Genomic DNA, 21,351 nt, shown 5'->3' with positions numbered 1-21,351 from the left:
CCTTACCAGGCCGTCAAGCCGGTGCCTTTATAAACCTTATCAAACTCCTGTTTGACGGCATCATTCTGGTAAGCACTGACCAGCGTTTTCACCCATGGCTCGTTAACATTTTCTGTTTTCACCGCGATGAAGTTATTGTAAGGGTTACCTTTTACCGGCTCCTGCGCGATACGGTCCGCAGGCGTCAGGCCACTTTTCAGCGCCCAGTCGGTGTTGACAATTGCCGCGTCTAAATCAGGTACGGAACGGCCAATAATGCCGGAATCCAGCTCTTTGATGACCACATGGCGCGGGTTCTCAGTGATGTCCGCGGTTGTCGCGAAAATACCGGCACCGGGTTTGAGCTTAATGACGCCAGATTGCTGGAGCAGGATCAGCCCGCGCGCTTCGTTCGACGGATCGTTCGGCACACCAATCACCGAGCCTTCTTTCAGTTCGTCGGCTGATTTTACTTTTTTGGAATACAAACCGATTGGCCACACGGCGGTATCGCCCACGCGCACGATATTGTAGTGATTTACTTTGATCTGATTGTCGAGGAAAGGCTGATGCTGGAAGGCGTTGGCATCCACTTCCCCGTTTTGCAGCGCTTCGTTCGGCTGATTGTAATCATTGAAAATAACCGGTTTGACGGTCAGCCCTTTCGCGGCTGCCTGTTTAACCACTTCGCGCCAGACATCTTCATCTTCTCCGCTGATAATACCGACTTTAATGGTCGTTTTGTCGGCGGCATGTGCTGCGCTCAGCGGCGCCAGAACGCTGGCGGAAAGAATGGCGGCTGAAGTCGCGGCCAGCAAAAATGCACGGTTAATACGGGTCTTAGAGTTGTTAAATGTCTTGCGCATAGAGTATCCCCAAAAGTGTGATGAGAGGCCTGCACACAGCTGTGTTTCAGTGCAGGAATTTGGCGAGTATACCCATCGGCTTATTTCTTTATAATATTGTTTTAGCGAAGGTTATTCTGAAAATGAATAACTGAAATGGGATAGTAAATCGATAAAAAAGCTTTAGACGCAAGGACAGAACATTGGCAATAAAAAACCCGCCGAGGCGGGTTTTCATGTTCAGCAGAAAGGCATCACAAGCGCGTTTTAAGATTGCGGCTCTTCAACCGGCTGGACTTCCAGAGACACCATCCCGATGCCCAGTTTACGTGGCTGGAAGCCGCCGCTGGTGCCTTCGGTGGGCTCGGTCGGTGCCGGTGGCGTGATGACAATACTCTGCGCCGCTTCAGGGTTAGTGAATTGCACTTTCACGATGCCGTCCTGATCGCCGAAGGTGACAAACTGTTCCTGATCGCCCACGCGCACGGAGACCGGTTTATCAATGTTATTGCCGTAAGCACGTGCGCGGATCACTACGTCAAATGTGGTTGGCAGCGGTTTGACGTAATCAATTTTCACCGAAGGTGCCAGATTAGCATCCGACCAGCGTCCCCAGTTTTCTACTGTCGAAACACCGGTAATCGCTTTCACCTGCTCTGGTAAACCCGGCACCATAAAGGCAATGGCCGGAGACTGGTATCGCGTCGCTTCATCATCAATATTCAGGGTTTTCAGCGTTTGCTGATAAATTGCATTGCTGCCTGACGTGTCTTTTGCAAAATCGACTTTCCCTTTGAAGGTAGCACCGGTGACCTGCACGATAGACGGCTTCGCTCCGAGGTTACCGGACGCCACGCACAGACCGGTGTTTAGCGACAACTCCGGTGCCCAGACGCGCCCCATTTCGTAGCATTTATCCACCCAGACAAAGTTGTCACTGGTCGCCAGCCCCGCCAGTTGTTTTTTCAGCGGCGTGGAAAGATAAACGTCAAACATGGGTTCAATTTTGTCGCCGGTGACCTTCAGGATAAACGGCGTTTTGATGGTCATGCCGGAGAATGTGAAGGTATTGTCTTTGGTGTTCACTGCGTAATTTTTAATGCTGTTCGGGAAGCCCCACTGTTTGATAACCGCCGGTTTCCAGGCATTCACTTTGTCATCAATGTTGAGGAACTGCGCGGTCATCGAAGTGGCCGAAATGCCGCTGCGCCCGAGGCCGATAAAGTTATCACCGCCCATGATATCAAGCACGGTAGCGCCGTTATCCAGCGTGCTGCGTTTCGCCGCATTCTGATCGGCAGCTGCCGGATGACGTCCGTCCATCACGAAGAACAGGTCTTTACGATTCTGTTTGGTGAGAATGTTATACGCCGTATTGTTCATCGCCAGATGATCGGAAGACACCACAATGATGGTGTTATCGTAATAACCAGATTTTTTAATTTTATCGATAAAGGCCGCAATCAGTTCCTGACTACAGGAAACCGCGCTCAGCGACTGGTTAGCCTTACCGTTCACTTTATATTCATTGCGGGTACAACCGCGCGAAATAAAGCCGTCCGGATGGTGGGTATCGACAGTCAGCGTAAACAGCGAGAAAGGCTTGCCTTCCTTGCTCAGCGTCACGAATTTTTTGTAAACCTCTTCCAGCAACGTATCGTCATACCAGCCCCAGTCATTTTTATAAGACGGGTCAGCGACGGTCGGACGCAATTCGTTGTAACCATAAAGATGGTCAAAGCCGTGAGATTTCAGGAAGGTGCCTTTACCGGCAAACGCCAGTTCTGCGCCCTGATAGAAATAGTTAGTGTATCCCGCGCCTTTCAGCACATCACCAATACAGACGTTTTCGGGGTAGAAGGTCGCCAGCGCGCTGGAGGCATTGCCATCGAAAGGCGCAAAAAGTGGGATACCACATTGTGAAGCGACCATGCCGGCGATGGTATAACCGGTACCCGGCACCTGTTTGGTATTCGTAAAATCAATACTTTGCGCTTTATGCTGGCTTAATTCAGTCGTCAGCCCCGGGAACACTTTGTCGTCAAAATAGGTCCGTTCGAGGCTTTCGCCATAGATATAAACCAGGTTTGGTTTTTTTGCGCCTTTAACGATTTTTTCCGGCACTTTGTAATAAGTATCGAAATCGGCGCCATGACCGGAGATCTGCGTTTTTACCAGGCGGGAGATATTCTGGAATGCCTGAGTTGAACCGACTGAGAACACGGCAAGCACTACGGCCAGCACGCTGTACATGACGCTGCTGTTTTTGGCACGGCGCTGTTTGAGTCCCCATGCCAGTAATGCGAAAACAGCAATCAGTCCGGTCAGTAAGCCAATGAATGGCAGGATATATTTATTCAGGCCTGCGCCCTTCAGGCTGCTGGTGACGGTATATAACACCGCATCCGTAATGCCTTCACCCGTGAAGTAATTACTGCCAATCAGAATGACATTCAGGATGACGTAAAGGCCGAGGAAAAACAGCACCAGCGAAAACCAGACGCGGCTGGCCGACGCCCTTGTGACGTAGAGGAAAATTGAGGAAAGAAATAAAATAAATGAAATTATCTCAGAAGCCATTTCAGCACCCTGTCTGATTAAAACAATAAACTCTGCGACCCTTCTCTGCCGCTTTACGGGCAGCGCCGACGGTTCAACTCATCGAGCGAATGACTGAGTTGTCATTCACTTCATCCCTGAGACAGGAAAATGTCATGCCAAAAACGGATAGCGCTATATAGCCTGTTGCCCTGAGAGGGTCAACGCCTTAACACTGCGTCAGGTCACTGATTTGTCCTAAAAAACTGACTTTTTACAAACTATTGACGACCGGCTGCGGATGATAACTCAGAAATTTAACGGCGCCGTCACTTTTCGGTAAGAATTGCATGATAGCCGATTAGTATGAGCGAAATGTGGAGGGAGATTGAAAATGCGAAAAATAGTTGGCGGGAAAGCCCGCGATACACGGTATTGCGGGCTTTGATAATGAAAAATCAGATTCCTCCCAGATAGGCTTTACGCACTTCCTGATTATGCAAAAGTTCATCCCCCGTACCGCTGAGGCGGATCTGCCCGTTAACCATGACGTATCCGCGATCAGACAGCTTCAGTGCATGATGCGCATTTTGCTCCACAAGAAAGATAGTCATCCCGCTTTGCGCCAGTTCGCGCAGGGTCTGAAAAATCTGTTTTACGATGATCGGCGCCAGCCCCAGACTGGGCTCGTCGAGCAACAGCAATTTGGGGCGGCTCATCAGCGCACGGGCAATCGCCAGCATTTGCTGTTCACCGCCGGACATGGTCATCGCCCGTTGCTTTCGCCGCTCTTTAAGACGCGGAAAGAGGTCAAACATGGTTTGCAGATCTTCCGCGGCATATTTGTTGCCGATGGGAATGGTGCCCATCAGCAGATTTTCCTCGACGCTCATGTCCGGAAAAACCCGCCGCCCTTCCGGCGACTGCGCAATACCCGCAGAGGCCACAAAGTGCGTCGATTTACGGCTGATATCTTCGCCACGAAATAAAATCTGTCCGCTCTGCACGCGCGGCTGGCCAAATATCGACATCAGCAAGGTGGATTTTCCGGCTCCGTTCGCGCCAATCAGCGCCACGGTTTCTCCCTGATTCACCTGCAGCGAAACCTGCTGCAACGCCTGAATCGCCCCGTAATACACATTCACATCGCGAAACTCCAGCATCGCGTCACTCATAAACTGACCTCGTCGTCTTCATCAGCACCGAGATAGGCGGCAATGACTTTCTCATCATTTTGAATGGCATGGGGCAAGCCTTCGGCAATTACATCGCCGTGATCGAGCACGATAATATGGTCGGATATTTCCATCACCATGCCCATATCGTGTTCAATCAGCAGGACGGTAATGTCGTGGTGATCGCGCAGAAAACGGATGATTTTACTCAGCGTTCGCGTCTCTACCGGATTAAGACCGGCAGCCGGTTCATCGAGGCAAATCATCTCCGGCGCGGTACACATCGCCCGCGCAATTTCCAGACGCCGTTGCTGACCGTAAGACATCTCGCCCGCCAGCCGGTTGGCGCAATCCACCAGTTCCACCACTTCCAGCCAGTAAAATGCCCGGTCCAGCGCCTGATTTTCCGCACGGCGATAAGCGGGAGTATTGAGCACACCGGCGATCAGATTGCGGTTGGTTTGCATGTGTTGCGCGACCAGCAAGTTTTCAATCACCGACATTTCACGAAACAACCGGATGTTCTGGAAAGTACGCGCCAGTCCGGCGCGGTTCACCAGATGTGTTCCGCCAAACATTTTGTAGAAAATTCGTTTTCCCAGCTGTGCCGGTTTTATCCAGTCATCCGGCTGGAATTTCTGACCGAGCACCTGAATGACGTTGGTAGTGCGGCGGCGGGTATTGAGCAGAATATTGCCGCCGGACGCTTTATAGAAACCGGTCAGGCAATTAAATACCGTGGTTTTCCCTGCGCCGTTCGGGCCGATCAGCGCGGTAATCGAGCCGCGTTTTACCGCCAGGTTCACATCGTTCAGCGCCTTAATCCCGCCAAAATGCATACGCAAATGTTCGACACTCAGAATATTGTTATCCGCTAACGCTTCGCTCATGGCGCGACTCCTTTACGCGCGGCAAACCCGCTGCGGCTGATGCGGATTAACCCGCGTGGTCGCCAGATCATCATCACCACCATTAACACCCCGAACAGCAGCACGCGGTATTCGGCAAAACTGCGCAGCAGTTCCGGCGCGACGGTCAGTACAAATGCCGCCAGCACCACGCCGATGGTCGAGCCCATCCCACCCAGCACCACAATGGCGAGGATCAGCGCAGATTCGAAGAAGGTGAAAGACGTCGGGTTGACAAATCCCTGATAGGTAGCGAAAAACACGCCCGCGATACCGGCAGTAGAAGCGCCAAGTGTAAACGCCGAAAGCTTAACCAGTACGTGATTAAGACCCATTGCGCGGCAGGCGATTTCATCTTCGCGCAATGCTTCCCACGCGCGGCCAATCGGCATGCGGGTCAGGCGGTGTTTGATAAACAGCACCAGCAACACCACCAGAACCAGCACCGCGTAGATGAAAATAAATTTCATATTCGGGTTGTAAGTCAGATGGAAAAACTCGTGGAACGGCACGCCGCCCTCTTTCGCCCGTCGGCCAAACTCCAGACCGAAAAACGTCGGAGGTGGCGCGGAAACGCCATTCGGGCCGCCGGTGAACGACAACCAGTTAGTCAGCACCAGCCGGATGATTTCGCCAAAGCCGAGCGTCACAATCGCCAGATAATCGCCATGCATACGCAGCACCGGAAAGCCCAGCAAAGCCCCGGCCAGTGCGGCCATCACGGCGGCCAGCGGCAGCATCGACCAGAATCCGAGGCCGAGATACTGATATCCCAGCGCCAGTCCGTAGGCGCCGATGGCGTAAAAGGCCACGTATCCCAGATCCAGTAGCCCGGCCAGACCAACCACGATATTCAGCCCGAGGCCAAGCAGCACGTAAATCAGCCCCAGAATAGCGACGGTCAGAATGTATTTGGTGGCAACAAACGGAAAGAAAATCGCCAGCACAATCAGCAGAGGCAATATCCAGCGCAGGTTGCTTTTGTGATCCGGCGGACGGACGTATACACCCGCGCTGTCGGATTCGAAGCGCGCACGCGTTTTCTGTCCGGCTGCGGTTTCCAGAAAAGCGCTAAGCAAAAAACGTCCGAGCATGACAGCGGCGATAATCCAGATCAGACGCTGGGAATGAAAGTTAAAGCTATAGCCGTCCAGCACCACGCCGACCACAGGTCCGAAAATAATCAACGCCACCAGTCCGGCGAAAATGGCATCCAGCAGGCAGCGTTTAAGCGAAAATCCGCCGCTCACAGCAGTTTGTGTCGTCATTTTATTTCCCTCACACTTTCGTCACGACCGGACGGCCCAGCAGGCCCTGAGGGCGGAAAATAAGGATCACCACCAGCAATCCAAAAGAGAACACGTCTTTGTAATCGGAATTCACCATGCCCGAGAACTGCGCTTCGGCGATACCCAGTATCAGGCCGCCGAGCATCGCGCCCGGTAACGATCCGATCCCGCCGAGTACCGCTGCGGTAAAGGCTTTGATGCCGATGATAAATCCGGCATAGAAATCAAAAGTGCCGTAGTTCATGGTGACCAGTACACCTGCCAGCCCCGCCATCGCCGCGCCGATCATAAAGACCAGCGAGATAATGCGATCGGTGTTGATGCCGAGAATTGAGGCCATTTTTCTGTCCTGCTGTACCGCGCGACACATACGACCGAGTTTGGTGTTGCTGATAATCCACGACAAAACCAACATGCCGACAAGGGACGCCACCAGAATGAACAGTTTGGTGTAGGTCATCTGGACAAAGCTGTCTCCGATATGAAAACGCAGCGCGCCATCAAACATCGTAGGAATGCCCTGCTGTCGCGGTCCCTGACTGATTTGTGCGTAGTTCTGCAAAATCAGCGACATGCCGATAGCAGAAATCAGCGGTGCAAGGCGCGTGGAATTTCGCAGAGGTTTGTAGGCAATGCGCTCAATCGCCCAGCCGTAAACGCCGGTCACCACGATGGTGAACACCAGTGTGCCGAGGATCAGCAGCGGAAAAGAGTGCAGCCCGAAGAAGGAAAGCAGCGCCAGCGCGATAGCGCAGAGGTAAGCCGAAATCATATACACTTCGCCGTGAGCAAAGTTGATCATGCCGATAATGCCGTAAACCATGGTGTAGCCGATGGCGATGAGACCGTAGACAGCACCGAGCGTAATGCCATTAAACAGTTGTTGCAGGAAGAATGAATCCATAAATACGCAGTCTCTTTTTGTGACCGCGCCTGGCTAAGGGCGCGGTCTGACACAGATTAGAACTGGCAAATCAAAATGAGTTATTCCTTAACTTCCTGATATTTGCCTTTGTCATCCCACTTATAAACCACGTAATCAGAGACTTTCAGGTCGCCTTTGCTGTCCCAGGCCTTTTTACCCATGACGGTATCGACACTGTTGGCTTTAAGCCACGCGCTGGCTTTGGCAGAATCGCTGCCGCCGGTGGCTTTGAAGGCGGCGGCAATGGCCTGCACGGACGCGTAGGAATAGAGGGTGTAACCTTCCGGCTCGAATTTATTAGCGCGGAATTTATCGATGACGGCTTTGCCGTCCGGGATCAGACGCGGGTCTTTGCCGAAGGTCATCAGAATGCCATTGGTGTATTGCGGACCGCCGGCAGCGGTGACCATTTCTTCGTTGACGATACAGTCACCGGAGAAGAACGTCGCCTGAACGCCCTGCTCACGCATCTGGCGAACTAACGGACCGGCTTCCGGATGGCAGCCGCCAAAGAACACCACATCTGGTTTCTGCGCACTGATTTTGGTAACCAGCGCATTAAAGTCTTTTTCGCCGCGCGACAGTCCTTCATACATCACTTCTTTCACGCCGCGTTTGTTAAGCGCTGCTTTGGTGGCATCTGCCAGCCCCTGTCCGTAGGTATCTTTGTCGTGAATGATGACCACTTTTTTGGCTTTCAGTTTGTCGATGATGTAATCGCTGGCCACCAGCCCCTGCTGGTCATCGCGCCCACACATACGGAACATATCGCTCATGCCGCGTTCAGTGATCTGCGGGTTAGTTGAGCCCGGCGTGATGGCGATAATCCCGGCGTCGTTATACACCTCAGACGCTGGCATGGTAGAGGATGAACAGAAATGTCCGACCACTGCCTGCACTTTATCCTGATCCACCAGCCGGTTAGCCACCGCGACGGCTTGTTTTGGCTCGCAGGCATCATCACCCTGAACCAGTTTGATTTTCTCGCCGTTGATCCCGCCTGCGGCATTAATGTCTTCGGCGGCCTGAGTCGCCCCATGCCAGTACTGATCACCATAAGTGGCATTCGGACCGGTGAACGGACCGGCAACCCCAATCACAATATCCGCACGCGCGGAGAAGGCCGTGACCAGACAACCAGCCAGTAAAAGAGAGAGAGGACTTTTCATAAATTTCATCGACATCATCATGATCCTTAGGACTGAGTTTATGCAAACGGGTTATGGGCAACGCATGCAGCAAAAACACCAACGCAAAGTCGTAATCTGAAAATCTGAAATTTAAAGCACAAGCCAATGGAGGGGAGATCCCGTTTGTCCACCGCTGGCGGACAACATCAAAGGTAAGAAACTTAAGCAAAATATCTGCCAGTGTTACCCGACGTCTGTGATTGTTACGGTTATGTGAGTATAGATAGCGCCTGTCAGGCGTTGCGGAGAACTCGCAGAAACAACGACGGGATCACATCGCACCGCACTGGTGCTGAAAAGAATAGGAAAATAACGATACCGGAACGCCCTGCACCAAAATGTAACGTTAAGTGCCCCACGGCTAATCCGTTGATATATTTTTTCTTTGCTTCTTTCGGCGGGTTGTTTTGTAATGCGGTCAGATGATTGCAACAGGAAACGACTGAACAATGAAGAAATTATCCTGCCTGACGGCGATTGTGCTGGCCATGGGATTATCAGGCTGTGCCAGTGATTATGTGATCAACACCAAAGCGGGCGACCAGTTTTTCGCCCACGGTGAACCCGACCGTGACCGCGATACCGGCATGACCAGCTACACCGACATGAACGGCGATTATCATCTGATGAACACCAATGATATCGCGGGCATTGTGAAGAAGTAGGCGTGACCGATGGGAATTACATTTTTTCGACAGCCCGACCGATGAATTACACGGCGGGCTGAATAAAACAGTCATGCTATAGGTACCTGAACGGCCCGTAATAACACGACTGTTTTGAGGATAAAATTACTCAGTAATAAAACGCGAAACAGACGACGCCAGATTTTGTGCCTGATCCCGCAGCGCATTAGCAGCAGCAGAAGACTCTTCCACCAGGGCCGCGTTTTGCTGAGTCACGCTGTCCATCTCCACTATGGCTTGCCCTACCTGAGATATTCCCCTGTTCTGTTCATCCGATGCCTGCGTAATTTCATTAAGTATTTCGGTAACGTTAGCCACTTTAGTCACAATGTCATGCATGGTGGTTCCCGCCTGTTCTACCAGCTCTGACCCTGCATTAATTCGCTCTACCGATTCACCAATTAAACCTTCTATCTCTTTTGCAGCCTGAGCACTACGTTGCGCCAGACTTCTCACTTCACTTGCCACCACAGCAAATCCCCGCCCCTGTTCTCCTGCACGCGCCGCTTCAACGGCCGCATTGAGAGCCAGAATATTGGTCTGAAAAGCGATGCTGTTAATTACCGTTGTAATGTCAGCAATTTTTGCTGAGCTCGCCGTGATTTCATTCATCGTTTTCACCACATGAGAGACCAGTTGCCCGCCTTTGTTCGCCGTTTCCGAAGTACTGCCCGCCAGTTGGCTGGTGTGATGAATATTGTCTACGTTCTGTTTAACCGTCGCCGTTAACTGCTCCATGCTGGCCGCCGTTTCTTCAAGCGCAGCCGCCTGTTCCTCAGTACGTGCGGATAAATCATTATTTCCTGCCGCAATTTCTGCGGAGGCATGGCTTACCTGCGTCACGCCGGCACGAATATCACCGATGATACGGCGAAGATCGGTGTTCATCTCATCTACTGCTTGCATCAGTTCGCCCAGTTCATCACGACGCGTGGTATTGAGATGAGCTCTTAAATCACCGCGCGCTATCTGTCGCGCAACCTCAAGCGTGTCAGCCAGAGGCTTCACAATCTGGCGGGAAATGATCAGCGCAATGCCAATACTTAACAAGACGGCGGCCCCCAAAAGTGAAGCCATCCATATCACTGCCTTTCTAATATCGTCATGAGCCGCACTCAGTTCCGATTCAAAGATATTGTCACTCAGGGTCGTCAGCTTGCCGCCTGCTTTTGCAAGCAGCTGAGTCGCTTCCTGCTCAGCAATATAGGAACGCAGGTAATCACTGGCACTCTCCTTTTTAGCCGAGACCGAGCGTTCAACGTCTTCAAGTGCGCTGACATCCGCCGGATTTAGCTGGGATTTGACGGCATTCATTTGCTGAATCGATTCAATCATAAAACCTGTTAAAGCGTTAAGTGACTCATCAGTATTCTCAAACTGGAGAAGTTTCACACGCGTCGCCACACCGTCGATGTGACGGACAATATCAGCTAATGCTGTCGCGGTGGCTGCGCGCGTCGGATCTTGTGCGTAGGACTGCGCCAAACTTTTGATTGTTGACTCTTCACGGGTCAGCACAAAACGACTGACAACAAGATCACGTTGCTGTGTCTCGCGGACAGTTTGAGCACGTTTATCGCGATACGTCTTCATGACTTCTGACATGTCATTAAGCATCTCCAGGTGCTTTGTATCCCATTGAAGCGACCTGAGACTTTCAATTTTCTTATCAACCTGCTGCAAGTTCATCTCATTCATGGCGATGTATTTTTCATCATGCGTTTTCACATATTCCAGTCTTTCAGCTTTTGCCATAGCAAACTGGTCAGTTATTACTTTCAGCTGGCTTATTTTGTCTGCCCGGATGGAAATATCATTCAGATTTTTAATACCGCATAAAGTAACTGCAATGCTTAGCAATAAGATAAGTCCGAAACCAAATGCTAATTTTTTCCCGACTTTTAGATTTTCAAAATATTTCATAAACATTTTCATGGCTCTCCATTATTTTTATAAAAACAGTTGTATGTGAAGCACATGGAGTATCGGCAGGCTATAAAAATTAATTAATGGAAAACTCATTTTCTTAAGTTACATAAGTCGGTAATTTAACAGCAATAAAACCTTATTCTTTGTATGAAAACTTAATTGCTTAAACTTTGCGTATTAATGGTGAAGTGATTCATTTTAAGAAAGTATTATTTTAATGTGCTGCTGTTATTAAATAATGAAGATGTGGTCTGCGCATATACCGCGCAACGTCAGGTTCAGCGGCGTGGGCATAAAAAAACCGGGCGAAGGCCCGGTTTCTTATGCTTTGAACACCGTTCTCAAACCCGAAAACATTCGAGTCGCAGCAAGGTGGTTTGAAGGATGAAGGGGATTACAGCCCGTTTTCAGCAATATCCATGGCGAAATAGGTCAGGATAATATCTGCACCCGCACGTTTGATCGCACCCAGGCTTTCACGCACCACGGCGCGCTCATCAATGGCACCGGCTTGTGCCGCGAACTTGATCATCGCGTATTCGCCGCTGACCTGATACGCCGCCAGTGGCAGACGGGAGGCTTCACGGATATCGCGGATCACATCCAGATACGCGCCAGCGGGTTTCACCATCAGCGCATCGGCGCCTTCGTGCTCATCCATCAGTGATTCGCGCACGGCTTCGCGGCGGTTCATCGGGTTCATCTGATATTGCTTACGGTTGCCTTTCAGCACGCTGCCGCCCGCTTCACGGAATGGCCCGTACATGGATGACGCAAACTTAGTGGAGTAGGCCATGATCGAGGTATCGATGAAACCGGCTTCGTCCAGCGCGCTGCGAATGGCCTGTACCTGACCGTCCTGTGCAGCGGATGGCGCAATGAAATCTGCACCTGCTGCGGCAGCAACTACGGCCTGTTTGCCGAGGTTAATCAGCGTCGCGTCGTTATCTACGCCATGGTCGTGCAGCACGCCGCAATGGCCATGCGAGGTGTATTCGCAGAAACAGGTGTCGGACATGACGATCATTTCAGGCACGGTGTCTTTACAGATACGTGCCATACGTGCGACCAGACCGTTTTCGTTCCAGGTGTCACTGCCGGTGGCATCCATATGATGCGAAATACCAAAAGTCATGACCGAGCGGATACCGGCGCGGGCGTAACGTTCGATTTCAAACGCCAGGCGGGATTCGGGAATGCGCAGCACGCCGGGCATAGCTTCGATCGGTACGTATTCAGAGGTCTCTTCTTCTACGAAAATCGGCAGTACCAGATCGTTGACGCTAAATTCAGTTTCCTGAAAAAGAGTGCGCAGGGATTCGGACTGTCTCAGGCGGCGAAGGCGTGAGCTCGGGAACTGATTCGACATGAAAACTCCTAAAAATTAGTCTGTTGCACTGAAATTTTTTAAGAAACAGGAGTGCAGACAGTTCAGACGGCAGGAGGCATGGCAGCGCCGTCAGACGATGGAGGCAGCATTTTATAATAACTTTTAAACAAATGATGAACTTTCCGTGAGGAGATGTAACAGAGGCCGCATTTTGGAAAGGCGATCCCGGAACAGGGATCGCCTGAAGGAAGGATTTAACCGAGCTTGATCTCGCGATCTGCTGAGGCAATCGTAGACGGACGGTGGGCGATAAATATCCGCGTTATATCCAGTTCGCTGATCGCCTGATTGATGCGCATTTCGTTGTCCAGATCCAGATGGCTGGTGGCCTCATCGAGGAACAGAATTGCCGGACGGCGGTACAGCGCACGCGCAATCAGCACCCGCTGTTTCTGCCCGCCGGACAAACTGCCGCCCAGTTCGCTGATCAGCGTTTCGTAACCCATCGGCATGCGTTCGATATCGTCGTGGATGTTACAACGGCGGGCGCAGTCGATAATCCGCGCTTCGTCTTTCTGCTCATCAAAGCTGGCAATGTTCTCGGCAATGGAACCGGCGAACAACGTATCATCCTGTAACACACAGGCAATGCAGCTGCGGTAATTGTTCAGCCCGGCGGTGGTGATATCCATGCCGTTGATCAGAATGCGGCCTTCAGTTGGCGTCAGCAGACCGGTCATGATTTTCATCAGCGTGGTTTTGCCCTGCCCCGACGGTCCGGTGATTGCCACACTTTCTCCCGCCGCGACCGAGAGATTCAGGCCGTTGATCAGCGGCGCGGAAAGGCTGTCGTACTGAAACACCAGATCCCGGACATCCAGCGACGCCGCTTCGCCCGCCCGCAGCAATTCACGCTCCGGCAGCGATTTTTCGGTGTCGGTCAGCGCGATATCCGCGATACGGTCGCGGTGCAGGGAAAGCATCCGCAGTTGCAACACCATATTCAGCAGATTGGCCGCACGTTCGGAAAACTGCCCGCGATAGGTATTGAACGCCACGAACATCCCGAGCGTCATATGGCCGTCGATGACCTGCGTCGCGCCGAGCCACAGCAGCGCCACCTGATCGAGTGTGGCAATCAGTGTGTTACCGCCGGTAAACATCATTTCAAACTTGGTTTTACGCACTGTCGCATTGGCGTTATCAATGTTCAGATTCAGCCAAAAATTGGCGCGTGCTTTCGATAAACCGAGTGCTTTCAGCGTGCTGATGCCGTACAGCGTTTCCATAAAGTGCGAACCGGCACGGGCACCTTTGACGATTTGTTCCTCCGAAACCTGACGATAGGCGTTGTATGTGGTCAGACGGAACACCACGTAGATCGCTGTAAAGCCAAGGATCACCCAAATCAGCCAGCCGCCGTACAGCACCATCATCACGATCAATCCGACCGACATAATACCGTCGATAATACTGTTCACCACATTGGTGGTCAGCGTCGTACGCAGTGTGTCGAGCGAGGTAAAACGCGACTGGATATCACCCAGTTTGCGCTTCTCAAAGTAATCGAGCGGCAGCTTCATAAGATGATCAAACAGCCGCGCTTTCCACTGCACGTCAATCAGCGTACTCATCACCAGCGATGTCCAGGCGCGCAGCATACTGACGCCGGTGCGGAAAATGATGAAGAACAGCAAACCGAGGCAAATCAGGGTCAGCAAATCGGGGTCTTTCGCCGGGATCACGTGGTCCATTACCAGCTGCATTCCGACCGGCAGCAGCAGATTCACCGATTCAATCATCAGCGACAGGCAGAAGATTTTGGTCAGCGCCGGGATCAGTCCGCTGACGTTTCCCATCATCTTGCGCAAATTGAGCCGCACGCGCGGCTTTTCGGAGGTAAAACCATTGTCCGGCCACAGCTCGAGCGCCACGCCGGTGAAATGCTCGGAGACTTCGCGCATGCCCAGCGAGCGACGCCCGAAGGCCGGATCGTGAATAATCACTTTGCCCTGCTTAACGCCGACCAGTACCACGAAATGGTTGAGATCCCAGTGCAAAATGCAGGGTGTTTTCAGCGCGTTCAGCTCATCAATATCCAGCTTCAGGGCGCGGGATTTCATCTCATTCGCTGCGGCGATATCCATCAGCGTGCGCAGCGTCGCACCGCGCGAGGAAATGCCGTAATGCTGGCGCAGACTCTGCAAATCGACATGTTTACCGTGATAGCCAAAGACCATCGCCAGACTGGCCAGCCCGCATTCGGCGGCTTCGGTTTGAATAATCTGCGGCACCCGGTGGCGCCAGCTAAAGTGCAGGCGGTCAGCCAGCTCCCGTACGTTATCGAGATTCATTAATTGGCCCCACCACGCTTTTCTTCATGCTGTAATACGGAGACAACATCCACTGATACAGCGGCCTTTTCTCCAGGAATAATGTTGATTCGGCTTTCATACCGCTGGATAAATTCAGCGTCTCGCCGTGCCAGTCCATCGCTTTTTTATCCAGTGAAACAATCACTTTGTAATACGGCCCGCTGACCGTGCCGTTGGCCGTTCGCGGTGCGCTGGCGTAGGAATTCAGCTCCTGTTCAGAAACAGGCGCAGAGGAAATCGATTCCACCTTGCCGGGGAACTGGCCATACTTTTCAAACGGATAGGCTTCGTAACGGATATTAATGTGTTCACCAGCTTTTACGTAAGGCACGCTTTCATTAGGCAGCCAGGCAACAAGGAAGAACGGGGAATTACTGGCAGGCACCAGTTGCGCGAGGCTGTCTCCGGCGTTGACCATCTGTCCGGGCGTGACGCTCAGCGAGGAGATTTTGCCGGAGGTCGGCGCGGTGATCAGCAAGGAACCTTTGGCATCGGCCTGAGCCAGCTGACGCTCGAGGTCGTTACGCTGGTAGCCGTACTGCGAAATCTGATTATCAAACTCGGCGGCGCGGGTCACCAGTTCGCTGCGCAGATTGGTGATTTGTAACGCTTCCTGAATCGCCTGAGTGTTCAGACTCTGAAACGACGTCTGCTGCTGATAAAACAGGTAACGCTGATTGTTCAGCTGGTCGGTATTGATGAGACCTTTCTTCTGATAAGCGCCGTAGTTCTGCATGCTTTTCTTCATGGCATCCAGCCCTTCCTGAGCGGAAGCCACCATGCTTTGCGAAACCTGATGCGCTTTCTCATATTGCTCTAACTGCTGTTGCAGGTTTTGCAGCGTCTCCTGCTTATTGTGCTCAAGCTGAGCAACGATCGAATCAATTTGCTCTCGTTGTTTTTTGATGGCGGCAAGCGTGGTAGTGCTGACGTTACCCGCCTGCGTCACGCGGCTGACGTCAATTTCATACAGCGGCTGCCCTTTTTTGACCGGTTTGCCGGTATCGACATACAGTTTGGTGATCACGCCCTGTTCCGGGCTGAACAAATTAATACTGTGTGGCTGGGTGATAATTTCACCGCTGACATTAATACGCCGGGTGTAATTGGTGAAGATTAGGAATATCAGTAAAGAAATAATAAAAACAGCGGTCAGTGACGTCACAATCCATATGGGCCAGCCGGCGAGTAATAACGCCTTACCCGTCCAGTGGTTTTGCTGATGTTCATTGACCTCTTTACGAAAGAGCATATTTTTTGTTCCGGAAAAACTGGCTGTAAAAACAGAATCTTTGAAAGATAGCAGCCATAAAATCTCCTGCCACCGCGATTACTCTGAAACATCGCAGGCAGGTATTTCCGCATAGCAACTGTTACTCCGTCATATTAATTTACCTTTTGACGCAGATCTGACGCATAAATAATCCTCCGCCTGAGTAAGCGATTATTTTTTATACGTGAAATTAATAAACCAGATTTTATTAACTCTTAATTTAATTTAAAAACAATGGGTTATACATAAAATTTCACATAGGAGATTATTCCTAGTCAAATTCCGCCGCCAGTGCTCTAGGCTTAATCCCCGTGAAGACATTGCGTAGAAATTATCTCCATAGCATTACTCAATGTTTTCATCGCCCCCGGTTTTTTAGGGGACTTGCTTTAACAGATTAAAAGGAAGGCCTAAGATGAAACAATTAACAGAACATGATATTAAAATGGTTAATGGTGCGGGTTGGTCGGAAGATGTAAATAAAGTTGCCGATCGCCTATCAAACTTTGGTCAGGACGCGGTAAGTGACACCAGTAATGCGGTGAACAAAGCGTATTCACAAATTTCCGATGGTCTTGCTAAAGCACAGAACTATCTGACAACCTAGTTTTTAGTCTTTAAAGGTTAATCAGAGTAATACAAGCCCCGCTGACGCGGGGCTTTTTTTATCATTGGATGTATCAGTCGAAAATTTACAACCGAGGAAAACTTTTAGCAGGGAGAAATCAAATACCCGCTTTCGTTTTATCGCTCTTCACCATGCTGTTTTTCAACTTGCCGATAAGCTCGCGGCGAAAATCACCCAGTTTTGGCTTATCGCCATCCAGCCATGGTAATGGACGGCAGAGTTCCATGGTTTTGATACCCAGACGGGCAGTCAGCAATCCGGCACCAATACCTTGTGCCGCACGGGCGGAAAGACGCGCCGCCAGATCCTGCGACATCCAGTCCATCCCGACTTCGCGTACCAGCTCAGACGCGCCGGCGAATGCCATATTCAGCAGCACCAGGCGGAACAAACGGATGCGGCTGTAATAACCCAGTTCAATGCCGTAAAGCACGGCGATGCGGTTGACCAGACGCAGGTTGCGCCAGGCGATAAAGGCCATATCCACCAGCGCCAGCGGGCTGACGGCGATCATCAGCGCCGATTCTGCTGCCGAATGGCTGATTTCACGCCGTGCCTGTGCGTCGAGCACCGGCTGAACTAACCGCGCGTAAAGCTCGACCACTTCACGGTCATTCTGCGTTTCGTGCAATGACGCCTTCCAGCGTTGTAACGCCGGATGGCTGTTATCCAGTCCGGCTTGCGCTGCCAGTTTTTCGCAAAATGCGCGCCCCTGCCCTAAACCATGACTGTGCATTAATTCACGTGCCTCATCACGCTCATCGGCGCGCTGACGCAGGCGGTACAAGCGCCGCCATTCGGTAGCCACCGAACCGATACCGGCGAGGATAATCAGCCCGCCCGCTGTGCAGGCACCCAGCGCCACCCAGTCTTGCTGGATCCACGCCTCGTGAACCCATTGCACGCCCTGCGCGACCACGCTGATCCCCAGCACCGCCACGCCTAACCGAACAATTTTACCCCACAAACTGCGGCGCGGTTTCAGCGCACGGTTAAGCACTGCTTCGGCTTCGCCTTCTTCTTGCTGTTCGTCGGTTTCAGCGGTGACCGGAATAAAGCGTTCTGAAATCTGTTCGTCAAACGCCAGCGCCGGTTTGATCACCGGATCGGCCGGGGCTTTTAATTCCGTTTCAAAATCGATACGCGGTCTTATAGGTTCGCTCATCGCATTTTATCTCCCAGTAAAAACTCCATCACCGCGTCCAGACGGATGTGCGGCAACGGCGTATCCACGCTCATTTCACGCGGACGAAACTCATCAAAATGGAATCCCTGTTTTTGCCAGAACGCATGTCCCGGCAGACGCGCAGGCACCTCGCCGGGGAACACCGTCAGCGGCGCGCCATCCTGCAACCGGTGGCCTTTCAGCGCGGGTAAGCTTTGCCCCTGATATTCCACCATGCCGGTTTCCGTCGCCTGAACCGACGCCAGACCGGCGCAGTCCATGCTGATGCCTTCGAAAGCGGCGTTCTGCCAGGCTTCCTGCACCAGTTGCTGCAACAGAGACACCAGACTGGCGTGCTGATCGCCGGTGATGTGGTCGGCTTTAGTGGCGGCAAACATCAGTTTGTCGATGCACGGATTAAACAAACGGCGGAACAACGTGCGTTTGCCGTAGTGGAAACTTTGCATCAGTTGTGTCAGCGCGAGGCGCATATCGTTGAAAGCCTGCGGACCGCTGTTGAGCGGTTGCAGGCAATCCACCAGCACAATCTGGCGGTCAAATTTCACAAAGTGATCTTTGTAAAACCCTTTCACGATGTGCTGACAGTAATAGTCGAAACGCGCACGCAGCATGCCGAGATTGCTGTTTTTATCCGCCTGCGCCAGTTGGGCATCAGAATAGCGGTTCAGCTCCGGCCAGGGGAAGAACTGCAGCGCGGGCGCACCGGCCATATCTCCCGGCAGAACAAAACGCCCCGGCTGGATAAAGTGCAACCCTTCGGTTTTGCAGCGCACCAGATAATCGGTATACGCCTGTGAAATCGTGCCCAGCAGATTTTCATCAGCCGGTGCCAGCGGATCGCATTGTTCGCACAGCGTCAGCCACGGCTTTGCCCATTCTGCACGATCGCCCTGCAACAGCCCCGCCATCTGGCGTGACCAGTCGAGATAATTTTGCTCCAGCATCGGCAAATCCAGCAGCCATTCACCGGGATAATCGACAATTTCCAGGTACAACGTGGAGGTATCTTTGAAGTGACGCAGCAGGGAATCGTTGGAACGGTAACGCAATGCCAGGCGGATTTCGCTGACACCACGGGTTGGCGTCGGCCACGCGGGCGGCGTGCCATAAAGCGACGCAAGCCCTTCGTCATAGGCAAAGCGCGACACGCCCAGATCACGCTGGGGAACGCGCTTTACGCCGAGCAGGCGCTCCTCGCGGGCAGCCGAAAACAGCGGCAGACGTGCGCCGCTGTGCATATGTAAAAGCTGGTTAACGAAGGCGGTGATGAAAGCGGTTTTTCCGCTGCGGCTTAAACCAGTGACGGCCAGCCGCAGATGCCTGTCCATGCCGCGATTGATCAGTGAATTAAACTCATCTTGTAGTCTTTTCATTGCTCTCCCTGGCGTAGCGCCCAAACAGCGCGGTAAGAATACGTTTGAATAACGGTTCTAATAATAGTGCTAAAACATACCGAAGTGGCCCTTTTCCCACCACGCCCAGCACGCGTGCTGCCAGTCCGGCAGGGCCGAACGTGAGCGCCAGCGTCAACGCGATGTTCAGTATTTTCGAAAACAGGCTGCGCTTACCCGGCAGCGAGGAATTCAGGTAACGGGTCATAAAGATTCCTTAAGCGGGAGGTGAGAAAGAAAATAGCAGCCGGAACAACGTCCGGCAGCCAGAGGCAAAGTGGTTGATAAGAATTGCAGGTAAAGAATTAAAGCTGACGGAACCGGCTGCGTACGCCAAAAGTTTCCGAGGTGACGTAGCGCTCTACCTGACGTAAACGCTGCTCGCTGGCCTTCAGTTCGCGGTCGGCTTCTTCCAGCAAGTTACGCGGCAATGGCGCATTTTCATCTTCATATTCGCTGGCCGGTACCGGATCCAGCACGTAGCTGAGAATGATGTACGCCACGACGGTGAACATGAATAAACCGAAGAAAATCGACAGCACGGCCATGATTCGCAGCAGTTTTACCGGCACGCCCAGATAGTGCGCCAGCCCGGCCAGTACGCCTTTAACCACGCCCTCTTCCGGCACGCGATAGAGTTTTTTCTCAGACAGACGGGTCGCCATTATGATTGCCTCCAGCCCGGATGTTCGGCGTCGAGAATTTCTTCCAGCGCCTGAATACGTTCGCGCATACGTTGCGCTTCATGGGTCAGACTGGTGAGATTTTGCATCTCATGCTGACTAAGCTGACTGCCATTTTGCTGGCGATTGCTGTAGTGAAGCCACAACCAGACGGGCGCCACGAATAAAACAAAAATGGTCAGCGGAATAGCTAAAAACAGGAAGCTCATTGTCTCTCCTTATGAGTCTTTTTTATTACCGGTTACGGCGTTTATCCTGCAACAACCTGCCTGCGAACAGGCAGGTTTAATGGCAAACATTATGCGTCCTGGTTGCCGTTCATTTTAGCTTTCAGGGCAGCAATTTGTGCGCTGATTTCATCATCAGCTTTCAGTTCAGCAAATTGCTGATCCAGCGATTTCTTTTTGCCGATGCTGACGCTTTCAGCTTCCGCTTCCATATGGTCGATGCGGCGTTCGAACTGCTCAAAACGCGCCATCGCTTCATCAATTTTACCGCTGTCGAGCTGGCGACGAACGTCACGTGAAGAGGCCGCAGCCTGATGACGTAAGGTCAGCGCCTGCTGACGCGCACGGGTTTCGGTCAGTTTGCTTTCCAGCTCACCAATCTCTGACTTCATGCGATCCAGCGTTTCTTCTACGACAGTCACTTCGTTTTTCAGCGTAGTGACCAGCTCGGAAAGCTTTTGCTTTTCGATCAGCGCCGCACGGGCCAGATCGTCTTTATCTTTACGCAGCGCCAGTTCGGCTTTGTCCTGCCATTCATTTTGCTGGGCTTCACCCTGATCGATACGGCGGATCAGTTGTTTCTTTTCTGCCAGCGCACGGGCGGAGGTCGAACGCAGTTCCACCAGCGTGTCTTCCATTTCCTGAATCATCAGACGAACCAGTTTTTGCGGATCTTCAGCTTTATCCAGCAAGGTGTTGATGTTGGCGTTAATGATGTCAGCGAAGCGAGAAAAAATACCCATAATCGAAATTCCCCTTTGTTTCTGTTTGGTTTCCGGCCAAATGATTACCGG

At 52.0% G+C, this 21,351-nt stretch carries 19 protein-coding genes; 2 read left to right on the top strand and 17 right to left on the bottom strand.

The features are described 5' to 3' along the window. Positions 1-2 precede the first annotated feature (2 nt). From EC840_RS01875 to EC840_RS01845, 7 genes are all read right to left on the bottom strand, one after another. Positions 3-845 carry a MetQ/NlpA family ABC transporter substrate-binding protein gene (locus tag EC840_RS01875; RefSeq protein WP_132963848.1) on the bottom strand — a complete coding sequence of 281 codons (843 nt, stop codon included), beginning with the start codon at positions 843-845 and terminating at the stop codon, positions 3-5. A gap of 246 nt (positions 846-1,091) precedes the next feature. Next, a complete protein-coding gene (opgB, locus tag EC840_RS01870; protein WP_129638590.1) occupies positions 1,092-3,404 on the bottom strand; it encodes a phosphatidylglycerol--membrane-oligosaccharide glycerophosphotransferase in 2,313 nt (770 codons plus the stop codon). Between the two features lie 416 nt (positions 3,405-3,820). Then, positions 3,821-4,537: an ABC transporter ATP-binding protein gene (locus EC840_RS01865; protein ID WP_132963847.1), complete on the bottom strand. Its 717-nt coding sequence runs from the start codon at positions 4,535-4,537 to the stop codon at positions 3,821-3,823. Beyond that, positions 4,534-5,427, bottom strand: a complete 894-nt coding sequence (locus EC840_RS01860; RefSeq protein ID WP_129638588.1) for an ATP-binding cassette domain-containing protein — start codon at positions 5,425-5,427, stop codon at positions 4,534-4,536. Before EC840_RS01860 ends, EC840_RS01865 begins: the two co-directional genes overlap by 4 nt. Continuing rightward, positions 5,424-6,713: a high-affinity branched-chain amino acid ABC transporter permease LivM gene (gene livM / locus EC840_RS01855; RefSeq protein WP_132963846.1), complete on the bottom strand. Its 1,290-nt coding sequence runs from the start codon at positions 6,711-6,713 to the stop codon at positions 5,424-5,426. Before livM ends, EC840_RS01860 begins: the two co-directional genes overlap by 4 nt. Before the next feature lie 10 nt (positions 6,714-6,723). After that, the gene (locus EC840_RS01850; protein ID WP_120161826.1) at positions 6,724-7,638 is read right to left on the bottom strand and encodes a branched-chain amino acid ABC transporter permease LivH; all 915 of its coding nucleotides are present in this window, start codon (positions 7,636-7,638) and stop codon (positions 6,724-6,726) included. 80 nt (positions 7,639-7,718) lie between these two features. After that, positions 7,719-8,843, bottom strand: a complete 1,125-nt coding sequence (locus EC840_RS01845) for a branched-chain amino acid ABC transporter substrate-binding protein (RefSeq protein ID WP_120161825.1) — start codon at positions 8,841-8,843, stop codon at positions 7,719-7,721. Positions 8,844-9,298: 455 nt separating this feature from the next. Here EC840_RS01845 and EC840_RS01840 point away from each other — a divergent pair, with 455 nt between their 5' ends. Next, the gene (locus EC840_RS01840; RefSeq protein ID WP_129638586.1) at positions 9,299-9,514 is read left to right on the top strand and encodes a YgdI/YgdR family lipoprotein; all 216 of its coding nucleotides are present in this window, start codon (positions 9,299-9,301) and stop codon (positions 9,512-9,514) included. A gap of 126 nt (positions 9,515-9,640) precedes the next feature. Here the strand turns inward: EC840_RS01840 and EC840_RS01835 are convergent, their stop codons facing one another. The 4 genes from EC840_RS01835 to EC840_RS01820 all read right to left on the bottom strand — a co-directional run bounded on the left by EC840_RS01835 (position 9,641) and on the right by EC840_RS01820 (position 16,421). Next, positions 9,641-11,470, bottom strand: a complete 1,830-nt coding sequence (locus tag EC840_RS01835; RefSeq protein ID WP_132963845.1) for a methyl-accepting chemotaxis protein — start codon at positions 11,468-11,470, stop codon at positions 9,641-9,643. Positions 11,471-11,858: 388 nt separating this feature from the next. Further along, entirely contained in the window at positions 11,859-12,833 is a 975-nt protein-coding gene (gene hemB, locus EC840_RS01830; RefSeq protein WP_112290678.1) for a porphobilinogen synthase, read from the bottom strand. Between the two features lie 215 nt (positions 12,834-13,048). Then, the gene (locus EC840_RS01825) at positions 13,049-15,148 is read right to left on the bottom strand and encodes a peptidase domain-containing ABC transporter (protein WP_129638584.1); all 2,100 of its coding nucleotides are present in this window, start codon (positions 15,146-15,148) and stop codon (positions 13,049-13,051) included. Next, positions 15,135-16,421 carry an HlyD family secretion protein gene (locus tag EC840_RS01820; RefSeq protein WP_120161822.1) on the bottom strand — a complete coding sequence of 429 codons (1,287 nt, stop codon included), beginning with the start codon at positions 16,419-16,421 and terminating at the stop codon, positions 15,135-15,137. The genes EC840_RS01825 and EC840_RS01820 overlap by 14 nt, the downstream gene beginning before the upstream one ends. Before the next feature lie 436 nt (positions 16,422-16,857). Here EC840_RS01820 and EC840_RS01815 point away from each other — a divergent pair, with 436 nt between their 5' ends. Further along, positions 16,858-17,049 carry a chemotaxis protein gene (locus EC840_RS01815; protein WP_132963844.1) on the top strand — a complete coding sequence of 64 codons (192 nt, stop codon included), beginning with the start codon at positions 16,858-16,860 and terminating at the stop codon, positions 17,047-17,049. 118 nt (positions 17,050-17,167) lie between these two features. On the opposite strand, the gene EC840_RS01810 is transcribed toward EC840_RS01815, so the two are convergent. From EC840_RS01810 to pspA, 6 genes are all read right to left on the bottom strand, one after another. Further along, the gene (locus EC840_RS01810) at positions 17,168-18,235 is read right to left on the bottom strand and encodes a YcjF family protein (protein WP_132963843.1); all 1,068 of its coding nucleotides are present in this window, start codon (positions 18,233-18,235) and stop codon (positions 17,168-17,170) included. After that, positions 18,232-19,629 carry a YcjX family protein gene (locus EC840_RS01805; RefSeq protein WP_132963842.1) on the bottom strand — a complete coding sequence of 466 codons (1,398 nt, stop codon included), beginning with the start codon at positions 19,627-19,629 and terminating at the stop codon, positions 18,232-18,234. The genes EC840_RS01810 and EC840_RS01805 overlap by 4 nt, the downstream gene beginning before the upstream one ends. Then, positions 19,610-19,855, bottom strand: a complete 246-nt coding sequence (locus EC840_RS01800) for a phage shock protein PspD (RefSeq protein ID WP_120161818.1) — start codon at positions 19,853-19,855, stop codon at positions 19,610-19,612. The genes EC840_RS01805 and EC840_RS01800 overlap by 20 nt, the downstream gene beginning before the upstream one ends. A gap of 97 nt (positions 19,856-19,952) precedes the next feature. After that, positions 19,953-20,312, bottom strand: a complete 360-nt coding sequence (gene pspC, locus EC840_RS01795; RefSeq protein ID WP_132963841.1) for an envelope stress response membrane protein PspC — start codon at positions 20,310-20,312, stop codon at positions 19,953-19,955. Continuing rightward, entirely contained in the window at positions 20,312-20,539 is a 228-nt protein-coding gene (pspB, locus tag EC840_RS01790) for an envelope stress response membrane protein PspB (RefSeq protein ID WP_013576050.1), read from the bottom strand. The genes pspC and pspB overlap by 1 nt, the downstream gene beginning before the upstream one ends. Positions 20,540-20,628: 89 nt before the next feature. After that, positions 20,629-21,300, bottom strand: a complete 672-nt coding sequence (pspA, locus tag EC840_RS01785) for a phage shock protein PspA (protein WP_112287897.1) — start codon at positions 21,298-21,300, stop codon at positions 20,629-20,631. Positions 21,301-21,351 lie beyond the last annotated feature (51 nt).

This window comes from Rahnella sp. JUb53, assembly GCF_004346065.1.
Taxonomy (GTDB): Bacteria; Pseudomonadota; Gammaproteobacteria; order Enterobacterales; family Enterobacteriaceae; genus Rahnella; species Rahnella variigena.
Note: the sequence above shows the minus strand (reverse complement) of the source record. Positions and strands in the feature narration are given on the sequence as shown.